Below are 22092 nucleotides of genomic sequence, written 5' to 3'. Positions count from 1 at the left end.
TCAGCTTTAGGCAGCGAGGGTTACCAAAGCGTTAGTCCGTTGGACCCAGAGGGTTGGTCTCCAACAGGGCGAGGGCCTCTTGACGAAGGGCGCGGCTTTCCCTCAACAGGACCGCCATGGCCTCTGGCGTGTCAGCGGGGGCAATGGGCGCGACCGCAACCGGATCGGCGGGATCGGCGGGCACCGCACCGGGGTGGTCCTGCGCCAGCCGGTCATAGGCGAGGCTCAGCAACGCGCGGTCTCGGGCATGGTCGCTGCCGCCCGCAAGGATCAGGTCCCGCGCCATCTCGGGTAGCCCGTGATCCAGCAGATACCGCGCCACGCGGCGCCGGAATGCGGGGTTTGGGAAATAGCCGAACTGGCCGAATTCCTCGGAGGTGAGCAGAAGCAACAGCGGTGCGGTGCGTTCCAGCTCCATCAGCGCCGTGAGAATGTCGGCAAAGACGGGCCGGATCGCCTCGGCATCGCGCTGGCCGTTGAGGGCCAGGTGCGACAGCGCCGCGTCGATATCGCCTGCCAATGCGTGGCCAAGCGCTGCCGCGTGCCGCAACCCTCCCTCGGTCAAGGCGGGATCGGTTTCCCGGATCAGCGCATCGGCCGCCGCAAGGTCTGTGGACCGGGCCGCGCCGCGCGCCTCGATATCTGCCAGCAGCCGCAATGTCAGGGCCGGATCGGCGCGGGTGCTTCCGGCATTTGCAGGGAGCAGGGCGGTTGCCGACGGGTCGGGGCTGCCGGGCAGGGCCGCATCAAGAAAGGCCATGTCCTGCGCGGACACGCGCCCCCCCCGAACCAGCGCCTCGCGGATCTCCAGCGCCGCGCCTTCGTCATCGGCGGCCAGAAAGGCGCGGGCGAGGTCCGGGCCGACGATATCGCGCAGCGGCGTCGGCAGTTCGAAATACCTGGCCAGTATCTCCAGGCGGGTCTCGGAATCGGGGCGAGGCGTGTTTGCGTCGGTCAGGAACAGCCACAAGGTCAGCGCCTCCGGGCAAAGCTCATGCTCGGCAAAGCTGCCAAACTGCCCCGCCGCGCCATGTTCGAGATACCGCGCCAGGGCCCGCTGAAATCCGGGTGCCGCGCCCCGTTCATTCAGCCAAAACAGCGCCTCTGCCCCGAAGCCGTGCACAAGGTAAAGCTCGACCAGTTCAAGCGCTGTATCGTTCTGCAGGCTGCCCCGATCATCGTAAAGATAAGCCCGCGCCCGTCCGAGCGCGTTGAGGAAACTCAGCTCGCCCCGCCAGTCAGAGACTGGACGGGCCGGGGCGGCAAGGCAATTGACCGGCGCGCTGGCGATCAACCGGTCCGGCCAGACACCGGTATTGAGATCGTAGGCGGTGGCCGCAAGGATCGGCGGCGTGTCCTGCGGTGCCGGTTCGGGGTGGGGATCCGGGGTTTCCGGCCGATCTTCGTGCCCGGCGCTTTGAGGGGTCGCAGACGCCGGCTCTGGGTCGGCGACCTGTGGCCGCGGTTGAGGGCGCGACACCGGGTCGGCAGCGGACAGGGGCTCTGCCGGGGCGGCGTCCAGCAGACCGGCGGCGGCGGCCCGGGCCAGTTGTTCGGCCATGATCGCGGCGGCTTCTTCCATGTCGAAGGTTGGGGCAAGCGGGTCGGGCTCCGCCACTGGCTCGGCAAGCGGGGTCAGGGCCGGGGGCGGGTCAAGGGCGGTGTCGTGGCCGGGCAGATCAACGGGAGGCTCCGGCGCGGCTGGTGGCTGGTAGGGCGTGTCGGTGATGTCGATGACCGCGTAGCGCCCCTGAAAGCGGGATATTTCAACTGTGCAATCGCAGCCAAGTTCCAGCATCAGCCCGTCTTCGACCCGCAGATCGGCTACCCGGTCGCGCGTGATCAGCGTGTAGACGCCCGAAAGGTCGAAACCCGGAGCGGCGGGGGAAAACGCGATATGAAGGTCGCGCCCGTCGCGGGTGATCTGCCAGTCCCGGTCCGGGCCGATGGCGGCGACAAGCCGGGTGAACCCGTCATGGTCGCCCGATTGCACCCGAATGCCCTGCGCCCCTGCGGCACCTGCGCAGATCAGACAGCAGAGGGTAAGCGCCAGCCGGATCATGCCGCTGCCTGCCTCAGCCCCTTCAGCGCTTCCTCCAGATCGTTGAAAGAGGGGCGGATATGGGAGGGCGTATTCTGCCGGCCGACTTCGATGCAGATATTGGTGGCGTGGTTGTGCAGGTTCGCGACCAGCACTTCCCGGATCAGGCCATAGAAATGCATGTCCTCCTCGACCACGGCCTTCACCTTGGCGGCGAAAGGCCCGACCAGACCATAGGCCAAAAACACGCCCAGAAACGTCCCGACCAGTGCGCCGCCAATGAGCTTTCCGAGAATCTCGGGGGGCTGGTCGATGGACCCCATCGTCTTGATCACGCCAAGAACCGCCGCGACGATCCCAAGCGCGGGCAGCCCGTCTGCGATGGTCTGCAGGGCATGGCTGGAATGAAGCGCATGATGCAGATTGGCCTCCATCCGCTTTTCCAGCACGTCCTCCACCTGATGGGGGTCGTCATAGTTCAGCGACGCGGACCGCAACGTGTCGCAGATCAGGTCCACGGCTTCTCGGTCCTTGAGGATCTTGGGGTAGTTTCCAAAGATCGAGGACTCGGCGGGGTTCTCGGTATGCTCCTCCAGCGCAACCGCGTTTTCGCGGCCAAGGCGGATCAGTTCGTAAAGCAGGCAGAGAAGATCCTGGTAGTCCGAGTGTTTCCATTTCGGTCCCTTGAAGACCTTTCCGACATCTTTGATGGTGTGTTTCACGCCTGCAAAGTCGTTGGAAATGATGAACGCACCCACGGCCGCGCCGCCGATCATGGTCATCTCGTAGGGCAGCGAATGCAGGATGATGTCGAGATGCCCGCCAGAGGCGAGATAGCCGCCGAAGACCATGGCGAAGATGACGACGATACCGAGAATACCAACCATTCCAGACCTCTATGACTTCAAGGGGTGCCCGACGCTGCCAAAGCAGAGACCGGGGCCGAGGCGTTGCGCGTGGCGATGAGGACCGAGATCGTGTAGGCGACGCCCGGGTCCAGTTCCGCCATCACGCCAGCGGCGGCATCGGCCTGCATCCGGCCAAGGAACCCGGCGGCAAAGCCCGGATCCATCTGCGAAAACAGGGCGGCGGCATCGGCGGCATCCATTGTCTCATAGACCTGGGTCAGTCGGGCCAGATCCGACTCCGCCGCCGTGTCGGACAGGGCCAGAAGGGATTCCAGCCGCTCTTCCGTCGCCTCCAGGGCGGCAAGCTGTGCGGCGACCGAAGCCTCCAACTCACCAAGCGCGCGGGCCCGTTCGGCCAGGCTTTCCTCGCGGGCATCGAGCCGTTCCGCCCGCCCCTCAACCCGCGACAGCGCCTGTTCCAGCGCCGTATTGGCTACGCACTGCCCCTCGGGCTCGTTCATCATGCCTGCATGCAGCTCCGGGTCCTCATGGTCCGGGGCAGGATCATCCGCCGATACGGAGGCGCTGGCAAAGCCGATGGCCCCGAGCCTGAAGAGACCCGACAGGATGAACAGCGCGATCACGCCAAGCAGGCTGAAACGGTGCCAGATGCGGCGGGGTTTTCTCTTGCTGCGTGCCATGGATCAGCCCGCCCCTGCCAGCCGCGAGCGATTTTTCAGGAAGAAGGGAACCGGCGGGTTTTCATCCTCGCCCTGCGCATGCCGCCGCCGCGTTCCGAAAACCGGTGTGTCGTCATCGGGTCCGGTGTCGCACCCGGTCATCGCCGGTGTCGTGTCAGCCGTTTTCGGCGTCGCGTGATCAAGGTCATGGCAGGCTGACAGCATCAGCTCCAGCTCCTCCGCCAGTTGCCGCGCTTCGCGGTTCAGTGCGTCAAGCCGCCCGGCAGAACTTTCCGTCCCCGTTTTCATCTCGGCCAGGGCCTTGTTCATGTCGTCGACCTGGGCCGACAGAACGGCAATCGCGCCACCCAGCCCGTTGTCGATGCTGGACAGTCGCGTCAGCCTGCGTGAGAGGACAAGGCAGAAAACGGCCGCGCCGAGCGACGCGAGGATCAGCAGCGCATCGGCTGCGTAGGCCAGGATTTGGGGCAGGGTCTCCATTCAGTTCACCACGAATTGGGTTACGAGAAGGTCGCGGACCAGCACATCGCCGGTCACGATCTGAATGCGGCGTAGAAGCTGCGCGCGTATACGCACCAAGGTGCGCGGGTCGCTCAGCTCCTGCATGTCGAGCACGCGCAGATAGCTGTTCATCACGTCCATGACGCGGGGCATCAGATGGGTCACTTCCTCGGTGTCGTCGGGGGCGACTTCAAGTTCGGCTTCGAACAGCAGGTGGCGCTGATTGGTGTCGGACCCGATATTGACCACCAACTGATCCAGTGGAACGAAAGCCACATGATCCAGCTCTGGCCGCGGGCGTTCCGACGGGCTGTCGTCACCTTCCTCATCCTCATCGCCATGGCTGCCATCTTCCGCCGCTGCATGGTCCGAATCGCTGGTGCCGTCAGAGGCGAGCGGCCCGCTGGTCACCGCCCAGTAACCACCTGCGCCACCGGCACCGGCCAGTACGAGCCCCACCAGAAGCGGCAGCAGCAGGCCCTTTTTCTTCTTGGGCGCGTCTTCGGTTTCCGGGTCGTCGCTGGCCACGTTCTGTACCTCATGCCGTCTTGGGACAGGAGGAACATAAACCGAACAGCACTAACCAAATCTTAAGCGAGCTGCGCTTTGATCGACCCTGACAGGTCAGAACGACCAGAAGGAGAAAACACAGGTGCAGCAGCTCTTTGATCTATGGGGCGCGATGGATGCCCGTCGGCGTGGGGTGCTGATCGGGGGGCTTGCAGGGCTGGTCACGATCCTGTTTTTGCTGACCCGGATGGCCGGTGCGCCAAGCTTTGCGCTGCTCTATTCCGGGCTCGATCCCTCTGCTGCGGGAGAGGTGATAACTGCGTTGGAGGCGCGCGGAATCGCCTATCAGGTGCGCGGCGATTCGATCCATGTGGACGAAACCGAACGCGATGCCCTGCGCATGAGCCTTGCGGGAGAGGGCCTGCCGGCGCTTGGGGCCGCGGGATATGAACTCCTTGATTCGCTGTCCGGTTTCGGCACCACCTCGCAGATGTTCGACGCCGCCTATTGGCGCGCGAAAGAGGGAGAGCTGGCTCGCACCATCGCCGCCAGCCCGCGCATTCGATCGGCCCGCGTGCACCTGGCCGCCCCGACCAGCGATCCCTTCGCCCCGGCGCGTGACCCGTCCGCTTCGGTCAGCATCCAGCCGGTTTCAGGGGGCATCTCGTCGGGCCACGCGCAGGCGCTGCGCTATCTGGTGGCCTCTGCCGTGCCGGGGCTGCTGCCGGAAAACGTGACAATCATCGATTCGGATACCGGCCGGGTTCTGGCCAATGACGATGCGCAATCCCAGGCGGGTGACAGCAATGCCCTGTCAGAAACCCTGCGCCGCAATGTGGAACGTCTGCTGAATGCCCGTGTCGGCCCCGGAAACGCCGTGGTGGAGGTCAGTGTGGAACTGGAAACCGCCCGCCAGACGGTGTTCGAACGGATCATCGACCCCGACAGCCGCGTGGTGATCGGTACGGATTCAGAGGAAAGCGCCAACACCTCGCGCGATGCCGGGGACGCCGCCGTGACCGTCGCCTCGAACCTGCCTGAAGGCGATGCTGCGGCAGGTGGCGGCGGGTCATCGGCTCAGACCAGCGAAACCCGCGAGAGGGTAACCTACGACATTTCCGAAACGCAGCGCGAAACCGAAAGCGGGCCGGGAACGGTGCGGCGGATCACGGTGGCGGTATTGGTCAACGCAGTACCGGTCGTGGGGCCCGATGGCCTGGTGCAGCAGCAACCGCGCGACGCGGCAGAACTGCAATCGCTGCGCGACCTTGTGCAATCCGCCGTGGGCTACGATGAGGCGCGCGGTGACGTGGTGACCTTGCAATCCATGGTATTCGAGCCGCAGGGCGAGGTTCTGGGCACAGAAGACAGCGGCGCCTCACTGCTTTCCCGGCTGGACCCGATGCGGCTCCTGCAACTGGCTGCCCTTGTCGGGGTGGCGCTGGCCGTGGCCTTCGGCGTCGTGCGCCCGGCGATGCGGACGGCGCCGGAAATGGCGGGGCTGCCACCATTGGCGGGGTTGCCCGGGGTCAGGCTTCAAGCCGCCGCAGCCCGGTCCACCCCCGGCATCCTGCCGCCGGCAGATCCCGCCACCCGACCCATGGACGAAAACCTGGATGTTGATGCAGCGGCCCTCACCAATGGAACAGAGGGCGACGCGCCCGACACGCTCCCCTCACCTGAGGTGCTTGCGATGGAAGAGGCCTCCGACCCGGTCGCGCGCCTGCGCCGTCTGATCGAGGAGCGGGAAGAGGAGACGGTTCAGATTCTGCGCTCGTGGATGGAAGAAGATGAGGAACTGACATGACATATCACGCCCTGTCGCTAGAGGATTTCACGGCCTCCCCCCGCATGAGCGATGCCACACTGTCGGATGCAGATGCGGAATCCATCCGGTTGGACGCCTACGAGGCCGGGTACAAATCCGGCTGGGACGATGCCAATTCCGAAACAGCGGCCTCCGACCACAGGATCGCCGCCGATCTGGAACGCAACCTGACCGATCTGCGGTTCACCTACGAAGAAGCGCGCGCGGAGGTTTTACAGGGCATGTCCGGACTGATGACCTCGATCCTGTCCAGCTTTCTGCCGAAGCTGGCCGCCGATGCCGTGCTGCCGCGCGTGTCCGATCAGATCGACGCGATGATCGCCGCAACCGGGACGGGCAACTGCCGGCTGCAAGCGGCGCCCGCAACCTGCAAACAGCTCGACTGGCTGGCGGAAAAATACATGGAAACGGAGCTGCAGATCATCCCTGAACCCGCATATCCCGACGGGCGGGTGACGCTGCATTTTGCAAGTGAAATCAAGGAAATCGACCTCACGGACCTGCTGTCCAGCATGACCAAGGCAATTCGTGATTTCACCATGTCCCCCACCCCCGAACAGGAGCGTCGCCATGGCTGATGCTGCCCCCCAGGACCCGGGCCTTCAGGGCTCCGGCCTGTCCGGCAAGCTGCGCAGCGTACCGGTCGAAGTCCGGGTTACGGTCGGTCGTGCGCGGCCGTCGATCTGCGAACTTCTGGCGCTCGGACAAGAGGATGTGCTGCCGCTGGATCGCCGCATCGAGGACCCGGTAGAGCTGTTCATTGGCGACCGGCTTGTTGCCTGCGGCGAACTGGTCGAAGCGGAGGATGGCGGGCTTGGCGTGCGCATCACCGAACTGGTCGATGGCGGCAATGGCTGAGCCCTTGCGCCGACGGCTGTTGCTGGCCGGGATCCTTGCGGTTTTGCTGGCCGTCCCCGCGGCGGCCCAGGACATAACCATCGACATGGGCGATGCCGACACGCTGACCGCGCGCACGTTGCAGATCATTGCACTGGTCACGGTGCTCAGCCTCGCGCCCGGCCTTGCGGTGATGATCACCTGCTTTCCCTTCGTGGTGACCGTCCTGTCGATCCTGCGGCAGGCTATCGGGTTGCAGCAATCGCCGCCAAATATGCTGATCGTCAGCCTTGCGCTCTTTCTGACCTATTTCGTCATGGCCCCCACGTTCGAGGCCGCCTATCAGGCCGGGATCGGCCCCGTGATGGACGGTCAGCTGGAGCTGATGGACGGCATGGCCCGCGCCTATGAGCCGTTTCGCAGTTTCATGATGCTGCGCGTGGACCCCGAGACCCTGCAAAGCCTGTCCTCCCTGCGCGAGATCCCCGAGGGCGATGACCCGGGTGCATCGGTCCTGATCCCCTCCTTCATGCTGAGCGAGGTGGAACGCGCCTTTCAGATCGGGTTTCTCGTGTTCCTGCCGTTTCTGATTATCGACCTCGTCGTGGCCGCGATCCTGATGTCGATGGGGATGATGATGGTCCCGCCCGCAATCGTATCGCTGCCTTTCAAGCTGGCCTTCTTCGTGGTGGCGGATGGATGGGCACTGGTGACGGGCGCCCTTGTGCGCAGCTATTTCTGAAGGAGAATTCCATGCCCAACCCGGCCCAATCCGAGTCCGCCCCTCTCCGCGATGAAAGCTTTGCCCGCAAGGCGCGCGTCCTGCTGGACCTTTTTGGCCCCTCCGGAGTGGAGCGGTTGCGCAAGGCTGGTCTGGCGACAGAGGTGGACGGGCTGGGAACGCAGGCAAACGCCAGAGGAGAGGCCGATCGCCTCGCATTGCTGGAGCGGTTTCGCAAACTGGGTCTGTTCGAGGAAGACCCGTCCTGGATAGTGACGCCGCCGCCAAGCCCGGCTATGCGAATGCCCCCCCTGACTGCACGCATTGCCGATCATCTGGATGAGGCGGCGCTGGAAAAAGAGCATCCGGCGGTCATTGCCATGGTGCTTCGGAATCAACCCAGGGGCCTTCAGTTGCAGGCGCTGCACGCCTTGCCGGGACCGGTTGCGCGCGCGACAATCCGCTATCTGCGTGGCTGACCTGGCTGCCGTTATCTGACAACCAGTTCCGCATGCAGGGCACCTGCTGCGTTGATCGCGTTCAGGATGTCGATCATGTCGCCCGGCGAGACACCAAGCGCGTTCAGACCGGCGATGACTTCCGACAGGGATGCGCCACCCGAAACCTCTGCTAGACCGGTGCCGGGCTCTTCCTCGATATCGGCCTGGGTGCGGGGCACGACGACGGTTTCCCCCTCTGCAAAGGGGTTCGGTTGCACGGCAATCGGGGTTTCCTGGATGCGCAGAGTCAGGTTGCCCTGCGCCACGGCGACGTGAGAGATGCGCACATCTTCCCCCATCACAATGGTGCCAGAGCGTTGATCGACTACCACGCGGGCGCGGCTTTCGGGCTCCACCAGCAGGTTTTCGATGCGGAACATGGCATGGGCGGCGGACGGCTCGCGCGTGGCCGCAAGGTCCAGCGCGACGGTGCCGGAATCGAGCATCACCGCCACCGGGCGGCCATAGGCGGTGTTGATCACGCCCTCGATCCGCGCGGCGGTGGTGAAATCGGGGGAGCGGAGGGCCAGGCGGATCGTCTCGAGGCTCGACAGCTCGAAATCCACCTCGCGTTCGATCCGCGCGCCGGAGGGGACGGTTCCGGCGGTCGGCACACCCTCTGTCACGCTGGCCGCATCGCCTTCAGCGACAGCCCCGCCCGCGATGACGGTGCCTTGCGCCACGGCGTAGATTTCCCCGTCGGCCGCGGTCAGGGGGGTCATCACCAGCGTGCCGCCCATCAGGCTGTCGGCATCGCCAATGGCGGACACGTTGATGTCAATCTGCGACCCGGCCCGCGAAAACGGGGGGAGCGTGGCCGTGACGATCACCGCCGCCACGTTTTGAGGGCGGAACTGCTCGCCCGAGATATTGACGCCAAGCCGTTCGAGGATGTTGGTCATGATCTCTTCGGTAAAGGGCGAGTTGCGGATGCCGTCGCCGGTTCCGTTCAGTCCCACGACCAGCCCGTAGCCGATCAGATCGTTGCCGCGCACCCCGTCGAATTCCACCAGGTCCTTGATGCGGATGGGGGTGGCCTGAGCCAGTAGGGGAGCGAGAACCAGGATAAGGGTAAACAGAATGCGGATCATCGGAGGTACTCCGTCAGGTTGAGGCGGGACAGGCGGGTGGTCAGCAGGTAGAGCGCTTCGAGCCGGGTCTCTGCCTCCTGCAATTCGGTGGCGGTGGTGTAGGGATCGGCACCGGTCAGGCGGCTGCGTTCCAGCTCCAGTAGACCGCGGGTGGTATCGCCGCGCAGCTCTGCGGCCTCGATCCGGCCTTCCACATGGCCCACACGAGCGCGCAGATCGGTCACACCATCGTTGCCCGACGCCATGTCGAGCGCAGCGCGTTCCAGCAACTGGCGTCTTTCGTCATCGCTGAAACTGCCCGTTTCATTGGAGACCAGAGTGGCCAGCGCCATCCCCATCAGCCCGCGCCGAACACCGGGATCGAGCGCTGAAATGGGGTTCTGGATCGTCTCCCCCTCGGCCACGGTGAAGCCCGGCGCGGGATCGGGGCTGCCCTGATAGGCCAGCGTTTCGAACCCGCCACCCGGATCCATGAACCAGCTGTCCAGCGTCGTGATCAGGTCCGCCGCATCCGTGGCACCGGTAGCCAGCGGTTCCAGCGCGGTTAGCAGGTCTTCCACCGGGATCAGCGCATCCTGATCGGTATTCGCACCGGAAAACAGCGCCCGGCCCGCGACCGTCTGGTTGAGCGAGCCGATCATGGCGCTCAGCCGGTCGGGGGCGCTGGCGGCCATCAGTTCCATCTGTTGCAGGGTATCGGTGCCGGTGGCCGACAAAAGCGCCGGGGCCATGTCAGACAGGTTGCCCTGCAAAGCCTCCAATGCCGATTGCACGGCGGAGGTCATCAGCGCGGCCTCGGCTGCGGCGTTGCGATAGGCGGCAACCATGCGCAACCCGCGTTCTATCCCCGAAAGCGCTGAAAAATCCCCGCCAAGTGCCCTGCCCGTATCGGCGTGCTGCCCACTGGCCAGTTCTTGCGTCAGCCGTGAGAGGTCGGTCTTGACCTGATGGTGATGATGACGGAGGTGAAAACTGCGGGCCAGATCGCCCGTGGAAATGATGCTCATCGCTACAGCCCCAGCAATCGGTCGAGCATGTCGTCGAGGGTCGAGATCACCCGAGCATTGGCGGCATAGGCGTTCTCGATCTCCAGCAGGCGTTGCATCTGCCGGTCGGCATCGACCCCACGCGACAGTTCCGCCTCTCGCAGCACGGTGAACTTGCCCGAGGTTTCGGCGGCCCTGGCATCAGCAAATTGCCGGTCCATGGAGGTGAGCGACAGGATGTCCGAGGCAAGCTCGGCCATGCTGCGGCTTGCGGAGGAGAAGGCCGTGGAGGCGGTCGGGCGTTCGGTCTGCAGCGCGTCGAGGATGCCTTGCAGCAGCGTGGGATCGCCGGGGGCGCCCTCACTCGTCGCGCCAACCCCGTCGCGCAGCCTCCACAGCGCGCCGCCCCGGTCGGGATCGACGGCGGCGTTTACCGTGATGCGCGCGGCGAGACCGTCTTCATAGGTCGCAGAGGCCAGCAGTCCGTCGTCGCTGAAAAGGCCAGGGTCCGCTGCGGCCCGGGTCGGATCAAGGCCGGGATTGTCCAGCCGCGCGGTCAGGTCGAGCGCCAGCCCGTCGAGCTGCGCCTGTGCCTGGGGGGCGATCTCGTCGCGGACGGCAAAAAGGGCCGCCAGCCGCCCGCCGGAGAGCGACGCGTAGCTGCCCGAGGTGCTGATCGGACGGCCATTCACGGTAAGGCCCGACAGGTCGTTGTTCTGCAGGGACATTAGCGGCGTGATCGCGGGCGTGGCGGAAAAGCCGAACTCTGCCGGGCGGCCCTCGACCAGCGGCAGCCCGTCGGTGGTGTAGAGGCTGACCATCCCCGCGTCGTTGCGGGTCTCCCGGATCGGGACGAGATCGGCGATGCCGTCGATAAGCGCCTGTTGCCGGTCGATAAGGCCGAGCGCGTTCTCTCCCCGGCTGATGGATGTTCGAATGGTGCCGTTCAGGTCGTGGATCGCGCTGAGCGTGCGATTGAGATGGGTGATCTCGGTGGCGATCAGCGCATCGGCCTGCTGGCGGATCTCCTGGATGCCGTCCGAGATGTTGTTCAGCGTGCTTGCCAGTTGTTGCGCCGCGTTCAGGACGGAGTCGAGCCGGGCCTGGCTGTCGGGGCGGCTGGCGGCGGACACGAGGCTGGTCTCGAACGCATCGAACCGGGCGGACAGGCTGGCGCCCTCACCCGGCAATCCGATCAGGGTCTCGATCCGTTGCAGGTAGCCTGCGCGGGTCTCTGCCTCGCCCTGCGCGGCCTCGGTGGATCGGCGTTCGCCAAGAATGACCGGGTCCGAGCTGCGGGTGACGCCCACGACCTGCACCCCGCGCCCCGCACCATGGGCGATGGAGGAGAGGGTCAGGCTGCGCTCGCCGAACCCTTCGGTCCGGGCGTTGGCGATGTTTTCCGACACCACCGACGCCGCCCGGCTGGACGCGGTCAGCCCGGTCAGGGCCGCAGAGAGGGCGTTGGAAATGGTCATGACCTGGCCTCAGCGCCCGGATCAGCGCTTGATATTGGTGGTTTCCTGCAACATCTCGTCCACCGTCTGGATGACCTTGGCGTTGGAGGAATAGGCACGCTGCGTCTGGATCAGCTGGGTCAACTCGCCCGCGACATCGGTTGTGGATTCCTCGCGAGAGAAGCCCACGATGTCACCGGTCGGCCCGTCGCCCGCATCCCACAGGAAGAACGATCCGCTGTCGGGCGAGATCTGATAGGCCTGGTTCGACAGGGCGATCAGCCCGTTGGGGTTGGGCACGTCAATCAGCGGCACCTGATAGATCACGCGGGTAAAGCCACTGTCATAGATCGCGTGGACCATGCCTTCGCCATCGACCTCCACCGACGACAGGTTGCCGACCGGAGAGCCGTCCTTGACCACGGGCGCGTTCGAGAAACTGTCGGACAGTTGCGTGAAACCGCCGGGTTCACCGATGATGCCGATATCGAGCTCCATCGGGCCGCCATTCACATTGACCTCGATCGTGCCATCGGTGGCGTTATAGGCACCGCCGGAGATGGCTGTTACGGACAGAAGGTTGCCGCCACTGCCACGCGCATCGTCGAAAGTCAGGGTGTATTCCCCGATCACGGCCCCGCCAGATGCGGAATCGCGAATCTCCATGGTCCATTCATTCGAAGATCCGGAGGCGGGGACGGTGGGTGTGAAATTGATCTCCAGCACTTCGGAGGTGCCGAGGTTGTCGAAATACTCGGTCGACATGGTAACGGTATCACCCGACGCGCCCGCCTCGGTCGCGGTGGCGGGCAGGTTCAGCGTCAGTTCCATCTGGGTGGTGGGATCGCCCGCGAACTGGTTGGTATGGACGCGCACCGGTTCCAGCCCGTCCGTGGTGTCGCGCGGGAAGGTGGGGATGGTGCCATCGCCATCGGCTGGCCAGCCAAGCAGAACCAGCCCGGTTTCCGTGCGCAGCACGCCATCGGCATCGGGGCGAAAGGACCCGGTGGTGGCCAGCATCACAGGTTGATTGCCGGACTGGGATTCCAGGGAAGCGGCCGTGGTGACCGGCAGCATGCCGCGCCCGCCAATGGCCAGGTCGGTGGGGTTGTCGGTGGTGATCAGCGTGCCGCGCTGTTCGATCATGCGCCCGGTGATGACCCGGACGCCCCCAGCGGAATAGCTGCCATGGCCCTGAGAGATCACCATCGACTGGAAGTTGGTCACGGCGCGCTTGTAGCCGTAGGTGCCCGAATTCGCGATATTGTCGGAAATCGTGGCGAGGCGGCTGGCGTTCACGTTGAGCCCGGCAACCCCGGAATTGAGCGAGGAGGAAATCGTCATTGGAATGCGCCTTTCTGCTGCATCTCGTCCTTTGGGCCAGACAAGCACGGGCGCATTTAACAGGGGCCTAACAGATAAAAATCGAACTGATTTCCCTCAGGGCAGGCTGCGCAGAAGGGTGATTTCGACCCTGTCATTGCGTATTGCCATGCGGTCGGCGACCGCCGGGCTGCGGTCTGCGTGCCCGGTGATGCGCTGAAACCTCTCCGCATCCAGCCCGGCGCGTTGCAGCGCGGTGCGAAGCGCTTGAGCCTGAGCGGTGGACCGGTCCCAGGCTGTGTCCTCCGCCACCACGATCGGGTCGGACCGGACATGTGCCGCGACCGCGACGCCATTGGTGACGGTCCCGAAAAGCGCTGCCATCACGGCCAGCAGGTCTTCCAGCCAGGGCTCGGGCGTGGTGCCATCCGAGCCAAAAAGCGGTGTGCCGGGGCGGGCGAAGATCTCGACCACCAGCCCCTGATCTGTCAGCCGCGTCTGGACATGATCGAGTGTCTCATCCGACACCCGCGCATCGCCGCCGCCATCCATCAGCGAATCCTCGATATCCTCCATCAGCGCCTGTTCCAGTTCCTCGGCGCTGTGGTCTGTCCCTTCCATCCCCATGGCCTGCCGCCCCTCGGTGGGGCGCCGGTCAGAGGCGCCGGTGCCGTTCTGGGCGACAACGGTTTCCGAAAAAGGGCTGTCGCCGCCGAAAGACCCGTCGCCCCCGCCCGAGATCCGGGCAATGGGTACCGTGGGGCTGAAATAGTCGGCGATCCCCTTGCGCTGCTGTTCCGTCGTGGCGTTGAGTAGCCACATCAGCATGAAAAACGCCATCATGGCGGTCACGAAATCCGCGTAGGCCACCTTCCACGCGCCACCATGGTGGCCATCGCCGCCGCTGACCTTTTTCTTCTTGATGATGATCGGGCGTAATTCGTTCTGCGCGGCCATGGCCTGCCTCACCCAATGGGACTGTCGGCGGGCAGCCTAGCGGCGGGCAGTGAAGGAAGGCTTAATGCGGGCTCTGGCTGGCTTCGTTGATCAGCCAGTCGCAGGTTTTCCTCGCTTCGGGTGACAAGGCCGCGCCGCTTCGCGTCAGAAGGTGAAAGGCCCGGCTCGGACGCAGCATCTGCGAGAACGGCTGGACAAGCGCACCGCTTTCGATCTCGGACGCGACGAGGGGAAAGACGCCAAGCGCCACACCCAGGCCGTCTTTGACCGCCTGCAGCACAACGTTGGAATCGGTGATGACGGTTTCCTCGGCGAAACCCGGATCAGGCAAGTCGACCAATGCCAGCCATGCCGCCCATTCCGACCGGTCCTGCTGATGAATGATCGGGAAACGGGCAAGGTCGGCGGGGGTTGTCAACCCGCCCATCTGGTCGATCAGGGCAGGGCTGACCACCGGGCTGTAGCTGATCTCCATCAGCTTGCGCGCATCCAGTCCCGACCAGTTCCCTATGCCCCAATCCACGGCGATCTGCGTTACCATCGCGGCCTCGTTGGTGATCCGGGGACTGTGGTGAAGCACGAGTTCGATATCGGGGTGCTGCTGGCGGAACCGCCCAAGCCGGGGAATCAGCCAGCGGGACCCGAAGATCGGGCCAACCGCAAGGGTGACGGTCCTGCGCGGGGTGCTGATATGGGATTCGACCTCGGCCCGGATATCATCGAAGGCGCGGCTGACCACGCGGGCCAGCGACCGGCCCGCATCGGTCAGTACCACGGCGCGGGTCTTGCGAACGAACAGCTGACAGCCCCAGTCCTGTTCTAATTGGCGGATCTGGTTGCTGATGGTGGTGGGGCTGACACAAAGCTCGGTTGCGGCATCCTTGAAGCTGAGCAGCCGTGCCGCGGCCTCGAAGCTGCGCAACGCGGTCAGGGGCAGGCGCCTGTTGGGAAGTTTCATGACGCGATCCGCAGAGGGGCTATGGATGAGGTTTTCTTTATGCATAGAGCCTGCAATAGTCGCTTGTCCAACTGTTCCGGTTTGGAAACTATCCGGAAGACAGCAGGACAGGAGAGACCGCCGGGATGGCACAGACGGGAACACGACGCAGAGGGCGGCGGCGAGGCAGCAGCGGTGATGCGGATGACGCACTCAAACCCGTGCCCCGCAACAGGCTTTCCGGGGGGCGGCTGGACCCGCTGGACGCGGACGCCATCGCGCGGATTGACGCGGCCGCACGCGCTATCCTGTCCGAGGTCGGGATGGCGGAACCGCCGCAAGCCGTTGTGGATCTGGTCACCGCTGCAGGGGGCAGCCTGACCGGGGAGGGCCGGTTGATGTTCCCGCGTGACCTGCAAGACCGGGCGCTGGCGGGCATTGGGCGGGACGTCACTCTATGCGGCCGGGCAGCGGGGCTGGATATGCAGCTGACCGGTCAGCAGGTGCATGTGGGCACCGGCGGGGCATCGCCGCAGATGGTGGATATCGACAGCGGAATTTACAGAGCGTCGACTCTGGCCGACCTCTATGATGCCGCGCGCGTGGTGGATGTGCTGGACAACATCCACTTCTTCGCCCGCCCGGTCGTGGCCCGAGACATGGATGACGACCTGTCGCTTGACGTCAACACCGCCTATGCGGCCTTGGCGGGCACGGCCAAACACGTCGTCGTCAGCGCGTCCAGCGCTGAGGCGGTGCGGGCAATCGCCGAGATGTGCTTTGCAATCGCGGGCAGCGTCGAGGCGTTTCGGGACCGGCCCTTTTTGTCCCTGACGATCAACCACGTCGTGCCGCCGCTGCGCTTCTCGGAAGAGGCCTGCGAGGTGATGATCGAGGCTGCCCGGCTTGGCATTCCCATGCAGTGCAACACCTTCGGTCAGCTTGGGGCCTCCAGCCCTGTCACCATCGCCGGATGTGTGGCGCAGACCATTGCCGAAACACTGGCGGGGGTGATCGTTGCATGGCTGGCCAACCCGCAGGCGCGGATCATCTTTGGCCCGCGTCCCATGGTGACCGACCTTCGTACTGGCGGCATGGCGGGTGGCTGTGGCGAACAGGCTTTGCTGACGTCCGCCGCCGTACGCATGGCGCGGCACTACGGCCTGCCGAATTCCACCATCGCGGGCGCGACGGACAGCAAACTGCCGGACGCGCAGGCGGGGTTCGAGAAATCGCTCAGCGTGTCCATGGCGGCACAGACCGGGTCGAACATGATCACGCAGGCCTGCGGGGCCTTGGCCGGGCTGATGGCCTGTTCGCTTGAGGCCTATATCATCGACAACGATATGCTCGGGGTGATCCTGCGGTCGCTGGCCCCGATCGAAATGGACGAAAGCGCGCTATCCGTGGCTGCGATTGCAGAGGTGGCGCGTGGCGAGGGCCATTTCCTTGGTCGCCCCGAAACCTACCAGCGGATGCAGAGCGATTTCCTCTATCCCGACGTATCCGACCGGCGCAGCCCGGATGACTGGGCCGCCGCCGGATCGCCCGATATCCGTGGCACTGCCAACGCCCGTGCGCGCGAGATCCTCGCATCGCATTTTCCCTGTCATATCCCGGCCGAGATCGACGAGGCGCTGCGCGCGCGCTTCGATATCCGTCTGCCGCAAACCAGAATGAGGCCCGCATGAAGATCGCCGTTTTCGGAGTTGGGGCCATGGGCTCTGTCTATGCCGGGCTGCTGGCCGATGCCGGTCACGAGGTTTGGGCCGTGGATCCGTGGCAGGCGCATCTCGACGCCATCGCCACGACCGGCCTGCGGGTCGAAGGGGCCAGCGGTGACCGGGTGGTCAAGACCATCCGCACCGCCGCTGATCCAGCTGATCTTCCGATGGTCGATCTGGTGATCATCGCCACCAAAGCCTCTGCCGTGGGGGAGGCGGCGCGGGCGCTGACCGGGTGCGTGGGGCCGGAAACGCTGATCCTGACCATCCAGAACGGACTTGGTGCGGGCGAGCGGATCGGTCATCACATGGACACCGCCAATGTGATCCTTGGCGTGGCGGATGGGTTCGGGGCCTCGATGAAGGGTCCGGGCCACGCGCATCACAATGCCATGAAGCTGATCCGCATCGGCGAAATGGGCGGCGGCATGACCGAGCGGCTGGAACAGCTGGCGGAGGTCTGGCAGGGGGCCGGGTTCAACGTGAAGGCCTTTGCCGACATCAATCAGCTGATCTGGGAGAAATTCCTGTGCAATGTCACCCTGTCCGCCCCCTGCACCGTGATCGGCTGTACCGTGGGTGAGGTGATGGACAACGCCGAGACCCGTGCCCTGGCGCTCAACTGCATGCGCGAGGCCTATGCCATCGGTCTGCACAAGGGCATCGACTTCTCCTTCGATGACCCGGAGGCCTATGTCACCGCTTTCGCCGCGCAGATGCCCCATGCGCGGCCTTCGATGCTGCTCGACCACATGGCTGGCCGCCCGTCAGAGATCGACGCAATCAACGGGATGGTGCCGGTTTTGGGGGCCGAAATCGGCCTGCCCACACCCTATAACCAGACGCTCAGCACCATCGTGCGCGCCCGCGAGGCGGCATTCGGAAAGGACAAGGCATGAAACTGGCACGCTGGCAGCAGGATGGGGTTGAGGCCTATGGCCTGATCGATGGGGGCAATGCGCACCCGGTCAGCAACGGGTTTCGCATGCGGTTTCCCGATCTGCATGATGTCTTGGCCGCTGCGGCACTCTCCGACCTGCGCGCCGACGCACTGGCCCAACCGCCGGTTCCGGTGTCGGGCATCACCTGGCGATTGCCGATCCACCCTGCAGCGCGGGTGATCTGCGTGGGCATCAACTACCCAAAGCGTTACCCGCTGGATCAAAGCGTGACCCGTCCGGAAAACATCATCCTCTTCGCCAAGCTGGATGGCACGCTCGTCCCTCATGACACGCCGCTGGAGATCCCTGTGGGAGAGGCCGCCGAGAGCTTTGACTATGAAGGCGAGATCGGTGTGGTCATTGGCCGGGCCGCGCGCCATATCAGCCCCGATCAGGCCCATGCCCATATCGCCGGGTTTACCGTCGTCAATGACGGGTCCGTGCGCGAATGGCAGAAGCATTCGGTGCATGCGGGCAAGAATTTCGCCGCGTCGGGTGGCTGCGGGCCATGGATCACCACCGCCGATGAAATCGACGTGCCCGAGGCGCTGAAGCTGACCACGCGGCTGAACGGCCAGATCGTGCAGCATGCAAGCGCCAGCGAAATGTTCTTCTCGATCCCGCAGGTGATTTCCTACATCTCGCACATGATCCCGTTGCATCCAGGCGACCTGATCGCCATGGGTTCGCCCGATGGCACCGGAGGCAGTCGCAGCCCGCAACGCTTCCTGAAGCGGGGTGACGTGCTGGAAATCGACGTGCCCGGTGTGGGTGTCCTGTGCAACCGGGTTGGCACGGACTGAGCGGGGCTATCCCTCGGCCTGTTCGCAAAAGGCCGCGTATTCATCTGACAGGGCCGCCAGTTCCGCCCTGATCCGGCTGCGTTGCGTGGTCAGCTTGCTGGCCCTGCGAGAGTTGCCCCTTAGCAGCACGCGCGCCCGTGTCTCGGCCCAGATCGCGGCAGCATTGTCGAGAAAGGTCAGGGTTGGCCGCCCCGTGGCCGGAGCCAGCAGGATCGTGATGCCTCCACAAATCCAGCCGGTCGCTGCATCCCCGTAGGCCGCAGCGACAAGGCCTATGGCCAGTGCTGTGACCAGCCAGAAGAATGGAAACACAAAGAACCCGGCAAAAATCGACCAGGTGGATCGCTTGTCCAGGTCCTTGCGGCGGCTCAGCATGCGCAGCACGAAGAAGGGCAGCAGGTTCAGCGCCAGGCCAAGCAGGGCAACGGGGGCCAGCAGGACGGTCTTCAGCGCGGTCCGCTTTCTGCCAGTGGCAAATGCCCCACCGGCTGCGACCCCATGCGCGATCTGATCGTCGCGCAGGCCGGAACTGCGCAGGGCGCGGTCATATTCCGCGATCTGTTGGCGCAGCGCCGCCGTTCGGCTTGGCTGAGTTTGCTGAACCCAGAGATATCCGTCATGGATGCCGCGCCGGATCTCGGCGATGCTGTAAAGCCCGGTTCCGGTCAAGTCCGGGTCCGCATTGCCGATCATCTCGGCCGCCCGCGCGACAAGCCGCGCCTCTTCCCAGCTTTCGTGTCCGGGTGTCATGGCGTCCAGGCGATCATGGAGACGACCGGTCAGGGCCTTCACCGCTGCGGCCTGCCCTTTTCGGCCTTCCGAACCGAAAGCCTCGACATCTTCGCAGGCCAGATCGACAGGGTCGCCGATTTCCAGCAAGGCCCGCGATCGGACCCGGTATTTCGCCTCGAATGTCAGGCAGACAGGCACGATGCTCAACCGGGTCGGGCCATGGCGGGCTTCGGTTTCCAGCGCGATGCGGGCCGCCCCGGATTTGAGCGGCAGCACGCGCGGATTGTTGTGGCTGATCCCCTCGGGAAAGATCGCCAGAACTCCACCGGCTTCAAGCAACTTGCAAGCGCTGGCGAAACTGTCTGCAAGCTTGCCCCGATCCGCACGGCCATCCTGACGGCGGTGAAGCGGCACCACTCCTGCGGCATTCAAAATCGGGCGGAGCGGACGGTAGTCCCAGACGGTACTGGCCCCGAGAAACCGGGGCATGCGTGGCAGAAAAGAGGTGATGACAGCGCCATCCACCAGGCTGTTGGAATGGTTCGCCAGAACGATCACCGGCCGATCCATCGGAAAGCGCTCGACCCCGACGACCTCGATGCGGCGATAGAAAGCATCCAGGGTCAATCGCCCGAGCCACCGCAAGAAGCGGTCGGTCAGCGGGCGTGGGCGGTCCCCGCCAGGTCGGGGTTCGGTGGTCATTTCGCTATTCTTGGCTCAAAGTCGCGCGGCATGTCGGGCCGCAGATCGTTAGTATTGGTGGTTGAAAATGGAGTCTCGAGACGCAGCGTATCCGGTCTTGCGCCGGTTGCAAGGGGAAGGCCGCCCGCCGGGCCTGAAACGGGCCGCGTGGCCAGTATGGTCCCACAACATCGGTTTCGGAGCCGGGCGGCGTATGCCGGTGAAGCTCGGGATAGATCTGACGTATTTCAGGACGTGCGCTTTTCCGCTGTCCGCGATATGACCGCGAGACAGTTCCAAACCATCTGCCCACAGGACCCGTGCCCATGCCCTTTACGCTTGCCACCTGGAACATCAACTCTGTCCGGCTGCGCGCCGATCTGGTGGCCAAGCTGCTGCGCGAGGAGGGGCCGGATATCCTCTGTCTGCAGGAATGCAAGAGCCCGGTCGACAAGATCCCGGTCGAGATCTTCCAGAACCTTGGCTATGGCCACATGGTGGCGCGGGGACAGAAGGGCTATAACGGCGTGGCGATCCTGTCAAAACTGCCGATGGAAGAGGCGGGCAGTCATGATTTCGCCGGATTGGGTCATGCGCGCCATATTGCGGGGCGGCTGGAAAACGGGGTGACCATCCACAATTTCTACGTGCCTGCGGGCGGTGATGTGCCCGACCGCGAGGTGAATGAGAAGTTTGGCCAGAAGCTGGATTACCTTGCCGATATGCGGGACTGGGGCAAGTTCGACGCGCCGGAGAAGTCCATTCTGGTGGGTGACCTGAACATCGCGCCGCGAGAGGATGATGTGTGGAGCCACAAGCAGTTGCTGAAAGTGGTCAGCCACACGCCGGTGGAGGTCGATACGCTCGGCACCGTGATGGAGGCGGGCAAATGGGTGGACGTGACGCGCGCCGATATCCCCGAAGGTCAACTCTACAGCTGGTGGTCCTACCGCGCGCGGGACTGGGACGCGGCGGACAAGGGGCGCAGGCTGGATCATATCTGGGCGACACCTGATATCTCGAACGCCGCGCATGGCAGCCGCATCCTGCGCGAGGCGAGAGGATGGGAGAAACCCTCGGACCACGCGCCGGTGTTTGCGACGTTTGATTTGTGAGCGGGGAAGGCGCTTGCAAGCGCCTTTTTGAAGGGCCTTCGAAGGCCCTTGGAAGCGGTTTGCAAACCGCTTGGTTGCGCTCCGATTCACGAGGGACGTCCTAAGGCAGCCGCCGATCAGCCGACCAATGTGGGCGGTCTCAGTAATATATGCCTACCTGAAGTGGAAACCTAAAGTACCCCAGCCATCTCACGCCAACAGACGGGTTGGCGTTCTGGTTGAGTTGCTGAACTGCGCGGCCCCAGGGCGTGATCACCCGCCACTCCTCCCGGATTGCAGCTCGATAGAGTTCTCCATCATCATTCAGGGTCAGGATCAGGAAGTATGTGGACCGCCTGCTTCTGTCGCGAGGGAAGTTCTCGATCTCTAATTCAATAGTAGGGGGATGCCCGATGGGCAGGGGCTCCACGATTGGAGCGCGCTGCACCATGCTCATGATGAGCTCGTTGCTACAGGGTTCTTCCAAAGCGTGCACTTCTGCCAAGTCGACGAAACTATCGCGAGGTTGCAGGGTGGGGATCATGTCAGGAACATACTCCCGATACCAGAAATGAAGCGCTAGGTCCGTTGGAAGCGTGCACATGTCATAGGTTATGTCGCTGGACATGTCCTCAGGGCGACGCCCCGCAAGCCCCTCGTACATCTCTGGCATCAGCCCGCCATGTGTCGCCAGCGGAATCCCAAGCTCCTCAATCTCCCGCAACAAATCCGCTCCAAAAAACTCCTCTGCCGTAAGGAACCGTCCCACCCGCGAAGGCCATTGGTACGCTACGAAGCGCCCAAAGAGCGCGGCGGCTCCGATCAGCAGAAGAATGACAAGAACTTGTCGAAACCACATGCGCTAAATCCGCTCTGAAA

At 64.4% G+C, this 22092-nt stretch carries 22 protein-coding genes; 9 read left to right on the top strand and 13 right to left on the bottom strand.

Translation table 11 applies throughout. From position 1 onward, the window contains the following. Positions 1 to 31 precede the first annotated feature (31 nt). Genes EP237_RS07675 through EP237_RS07655 form a run of 5 tightly spaced genes read right to left on the bottom strand, consistent with a single transcriptional unit; the run spans position 32 to position 4619 of the window. Positions 32 to 2062 (bottom strand): hypothetical protein, encoded by a 2031-nt coding sequence (locus EP237_RS07675; RefSeq protein ID WP_127559775.1) that lies wholly within the window; start codon positions 2060 to 2062, stop codon positions 32 to 34. Then, positions 2059 to 2928, bottom strand: a complete 870-nt coding sequence (gene motA, locus EP237_RS07670) for a flagellar motor stator protein MotA (protein ID WP_127559773.1) — start codon at positions 2926 to 2928, stop codon at positions 2059 to 2061. Before motA ends, EP237_RS07675 begins: the two co-directional genes overlap by 4 nt. A 17-nt stretch (positions 2929 to 2945) precedes the next feature. Beyond that, positions 2946 to 3590, bottom strand: a complete 645-nt coding sequence (locus tag EP237_RS07665; RefSeq protein WP_127559771.1) for a MotE family protein — start codon at positions 3588 to 3590, stop codon at positions 2946 to 2948. 3 nt (positions 3591 to 3593) lie between these two features. Next, positions 3594 to 4070 carry a DUF6468 domain-containing protein gene (locus EP237_RS07660; RefSeq protein ID WP_127559769.1) on the bottom strand — a complete coding sequence of 159 codons (477 nt, stop codon included), beginning with the start codon at positions 4068 to 4070 and terminating at the stop codon, positions 3594 to 3596. Further along, positions 4071 to 4619, bottom strand: coding sequence for a flagellar basal body-associated FliL family protein (locus EP237_RS07655; protein ID WP_127559767.1), 549 nt, complete (start codon positions 4617 to 4619; stop codon positions 4071 to 4073). A gap of 124 nt (positions 4620 to 4743) precedes the next feature. On the opposite strand from EP237_RS07655, the gene fliF reads away from it, so the two are divergent. From fliF to EP237_RS07630, 5 genes are read left to right on the top strand one after another with little or no spacing between them, the layout of a single operon-like run. Continuing rightward, on the top strand, positions 4744 to 6408 hold the full coding sequence (gene fliF / locus EP237_RS07650) for a flagellar basal-body MS-ring/collar protein FliF (protein WP_276316984.1): 1665 nt from the start codon (positions 4744 to 4746) through the stop codon (positions 6406 to 6408). Continuing rightward, positions 6405 to 7007 carry a PX domain-containing protein gene (locus EP237_RS07645; protein ID WP_127559765.1) on the top strand — a complete coding sequence of 201 codons (603 nt, stop codon included), beginning with the start codon at positions 6405 to 6407 and terminating at the stop codon, positions 7005 to 7007. Before fliF ends, EP237_RS07645 begins: the two co-directional genes overlap by 4 nt. After that, positions 7000 to 7287 (top strand): FliM/FliN family flagellar motor switch protein, encoded by a 288-nt coding sequence (locus EP237_RS07640; RefSeq protein ID WP_127559763.1) that lies wholly within the window; start codon positions 7000 to 7002, stop codon positions 7285 to 7287. The genes EP237_RS07645 and EP237_RS07640 overlap by 8 nt, the downstream gene beginning before the upstream one ends. Beyond that, the gene (gene fliP, locus EP237_RS07635) at positions 7280 to 8008 is read left to right on the top strand and encodes a flagellar type III secretion system pore protein FliP (RefSeq protein WP_206052266.1); all 729 of its coding nucleotides are present in this window, start codon (positions 7280 to 7282) and stop codon (positions 8006 to 8008) included. Before EP237_RS07640 ends, fliP begins: the two co-directional genes overlap by 8 nt. Before the next feature lie 11 nt (positions 8009 to 8019). Beyond that, complete coding sequence (locus tag EP237_RS07630) at positions 8020 to 8466, top strand: hypothetical protein (protein WP_127559761.1); 447 nt, start codon at positions 8020 to 8022, stop codon at positions 8464 to 8466. 11 nt (positions 8467 to 8477) lie between these two features. Here the strand turns inward: EP237_RS07630 and EP237_RS07625 are convergent, their stop codons facing one another. The 6 genes from EP237_RS07625 to EP237_RS07600 all read right to left on the bottom strand — a co-directional run bounded on the left by EP237_RS07625 (position 8478) and on the right by EP237_RS07600 (position 15259). After that, on the bottom strand, positions 8478 to 9578 hold the full coding sequence (locus EP237_RS07625; protein WP_127559759.1) for a flagellar basal body P-ring protein FlgI: 1101 nt from the start codon (positions 9576 to 9578) through the stop codon (positions 8478 to 8480). Beyond that, positions 9575 to 10585 (bottom strand): flagellin, encoded by a 1011-nt coding sequence (locus EP237_RS07620; RefSeq protein WP_127559757.1) that lies wholly within the window; start codon positions 10583 to 10585, stop codon positions 9575 to 9577. Before EP237_RS07620 ends, EP237_RS07625 begins: the two co-directional genes overlap by 4 nt. A 2-nt stretch (positions 10586 to 10587) precedes the next feature. Next, positions 10588 to 12042, bottom strand: a complete 1455-nt coding sequence (flgK, locus tag EP237_RS07615) for a flagellar hook-associated protein FlgK (RefSeq protein WP_127559755.1) — start codon at positions 12040 to 12042, stop codon at positions 10588 to 10590. A gap of 21 nt (positions 12043 to 12063) precedes the next feature. Beyond that, positions 12064 to 13365: a flagellar hook protein FlgE gene (locus EP237_RS07610; RefSeq protein ID WP_127559754.1), complete on the bottom strand. Its 1302-nt coding sequence runs from the start codon at positions 13363 to 13365 to the stop codon at positions 12064 to 12066. A 96-nt stretch (positions 13366 to 13461) separates the two neighbouring features. Then, entirely contained in the window at positions 13462 to 14301 is an 840-nt protein-coding gene (locus EP237_RS07605; RefSeq protein WP_127559751.1) for a flagellar motor protein MotB, read from the bottom strand. A 61-nt stretch (positions 14302 to 14362) separates the two neighbouring features. Further along, positions 14363 to 15259 carry a LysR substrate-binding domain-containing protein gene (locus EP237_RS07600; protein WP_164744652.1) on the bottom strand — a complete coding sequence of 299 codons (897 nt, stop codon included), beginning with the start codon at positions 15257 to 15259 and terminating at the stop codon, positions 14363 to 14365. Between the two features lie 200 nt (positions 15260 to 15459). Here EP237_RS07600 and EP237_RS07595 point away from each other — a divergent pair, with 200 nt between their 5' ends. Genes EP237_RS07595 through EP237_RS07585 form a run of 3 tightly spaced genes read left to right on the top strand, consistent with a single transcriptional unit; the run spans position 15460 to position 18706 of the window. Beyond that, positions 15460 to 16929 (top strand): trimethylamine methyltransferase family protein, encoded by a 1470-nt coding sequence (locus tag EP237_RS07595; RefSeq protein WP_240661568.1) that lies wholly within the window; start codon positions 15460 to 15462, stop codon positions 16927 to 16929. After that, entirely contained in the window at positions 16926 to 17861 is a 936-nt protein-coding gene (locus EP237_RS07590) for a ketopantoate reductase family protein (protein WP_127559745.1), read from the top strand. The genes EP237_RS07595 and EP237_RS07590 overlap by 4 nt, the downstream gene beginning before the upstream one ends. After that, the gene (locus EP237_RS07585) at positions 17858 to 18706 is read left to right on the top strand and encodes a fumarylacetoacetate hydrolase family protein (RefSeq protein ID WP_127559743.1); all 849 of its coding nucleotides are present in this window, start codon (positions 17858 to 17860) and stop codon (positions 18704 to 18706) included. The genes EP237_RS07590 and EP237_RS07585 overlap by 4 nt, the downstream gene beginning before the upstream one ends. Positions 18707 to 18712: 6 nt before the next feature. On the opposite strand, the gene EP237_RS07580 is transcribed toward EP237_RS07585, so the two are convergent. Next, positions 18713 to 20140, bottom strand: a complete 1428-nt coding sequence (locus tag EP237_RS07580; RefSeq protein ID WP_127559741.1) for a lysophospholipid acyltransferase family protein — start codon at positions 20138 to 20140, stop codon at positions 18713 to 18715. A 305-nt stretch (positions 20141 to 20445) separates the two neighbouring features. Between EP237_RS07580 and EP237_RS07575 the strand changes: the two genes are divergently transcribed. After that, positions 20446 to 21234 carry an exodeoxyribonuclease III gene (locus tag EP237_RS07575; RefSeq protein ID WP_127559739.1) on the top strand — a complete coding sequence of 263 codons (789 nt, stop codon included), beginning with the start codon at positions 20446 to 20448 and terminating at the stop codon, positions 21232 to 21234. Positions 21235 to 21373: 139 nt separating this feature from the next. Here the strand turns inward: EP237_RS07575 and EP237_RS07570 are convergent, their stop codons facing one another. After that, entirely contained in the window at positions 21374 to 22072 is a 699-nt protein-coding gene (locus EP237_RS07570) for a hypothetical protein (RefSeq protein ID WP_127559736.1), read from the bottom strand. Positions 22073 to 22092: the final 20 nt, after the last annotated feature.

The sequence above is a fragment of the Nioella ostreopsis genome, from assembly GCF_004000255.1.
Classification (GTDB): Bacteria; Pseudomonadota; Alphaproteobacteria; order Rhodobacterales; family Rhodobacteraceae; genus Nioella; species Nioella ostreopsis.
This window is presented reverse-complemented; position numbering and strand designations above follow the sequence as displayed.

What these genes read in the sequence shown, in the direction of transcription:
- EP237_RS07620 (WP_127559757.1), bottom strand. Translation starts at nt 10,585, where the DNA reads ATGAGCATCATTTCCACGGGCGATCTGGCCCGCAGTTTTCACCTCCGT.
- EP237_RS07675 (WP_127559775.1), bottom strand. Translation starts at nt 2,062, where the DNA reads ATGATCCGGCTGGCGCTTACCCTCTGCTGTCTGATCTGCGCAGGTGCC.
- EP237_RS07660 (WP_127559769.1), bottom strand. Translation starts at nt 4,070, where the DNA reads ATGGAGACCCTGCCCCAAATCCTGGCCTACGCAGCCGATGCGCTGCTG.
- EP237_RS07580 (WP_127559741.1), bottom strand. Translation starts at nt 20,140, where the DNA reads ATGACCACCGAACCCCGACCTGGCGGGGACCGCCCACGCCCGCTGACC.
- EP237_RS07645 (WP_127559765.1), top strand. Translation starts at nt 6,405, where the DNA reads ATGACATATCACGCCCTGTCGCTAGAGGATTTCACGGCCTCCCCCCGC.
- EP237_RS07585 (WP_127559743.1), top strand. Translation starts at nt 17,858, where the DNA reads ATGAAACTGGCACGCTGGCAGCAGGATGGGGTTGAGGCCTATGGCCTG.
- EP237_RS07630 (WP_127559761.1), top strand. Translation starts at nt 8,020, where the DNA reads ATGCCCAACCCGGCCCAATCCGAGTCCGCCCCTCTCCGCGATGAAAGC.
- EP237_RS07665 (WP_127559771.1), bottom strand. Translation starts at nt 3,590, where the DNA reads ATGGCACGCAGCAAGAGAAAACCCCGCCGCATCTGGCACCGTTTCAGC.
- EP237_RS07600 (WP_164744652.1), bottom strand. Translation starts at nt 15,259, where the DNA reads ATGAAACTTCCCAACAGGCGCCTGCCCCTGACCGCGTTGCGCAGCTTC.
- EP237_RS07605 (WP_127559751.1), bottom strand. Translation starts at nt 14,301, where the DNA reads ATGGCCGCGCAGAACGAATTACGCCCGATCATCATCAAGAAGAAAAAG.
- EP237_RS07590 (WP_127559745.1), top strand. Translation starts at nt 16,926, where the DNA reads ATGAAGATCGCCGTTTTCGGAGTTGGGGCCATGGGCTCTGTCTATGCC.
- EP237_RS07625 (WP_127559759.1), bottom strand. Translation starts at nt 9,578, where the DNA reads ATGATCCGCATTCTGTTTACCCTTATCCTGGTTCTCGCTCCCCTACTG.
- EP237_RS07640 (WP_127559763.1), top strand. Translation starts at nt 7,000, where the DNA reads ATGGCTGATGCTGCCCCCCAGGACCCGGGCCTTCAGGGCTCCGGCCTG.
- EP237_RS07575 (WP_127559739.1), top strand. Translation starts at nt 20,446, where the DNA reads ATGCCCTTTACGCTTGCCACCTGGAACATCAACTCTGTCCGGCTGCGC.
- flgK (WP_127559755.1), bottom strand. Translation starts at nt 12,042, where the DNA reads ATGACCATTTCCAACGCCCTCTCTGCGGCCCTGACCGGGCTGACCGCG.
- fliP (WP_206052266.1), top strand. Translation starts at nt 7,280, where the DNA reads ATGGCTGAGCCCTTGCGCCGACGGCTGTTGCTGGCCGGGATCCTTGCG.
- motA (WP_127559773.1), bottom strand. Translation starts at nt 2,928, where the DNA reads ATGGTTGGTATTCTCGGTATCGTCGTCATCTTCGCCATGGTCTTCGGC.
- EP237_RS07570 (WP_127559736.1), bottom strand. Translation starts at nt 22,072, where the DNA reads ATGTGGTTTCGACAAGTTCTTGTCATTCTTCTGCTGATCGGAGCCGCC.
- EP237_RS07610 (WP_127559754.1), bottom strand. Translation starts at nt 13,365, where the DNA reads ATGACGATTTCCTCCTCGCTCAATTCCGGGGTTGCCGGGCTCAACGTG.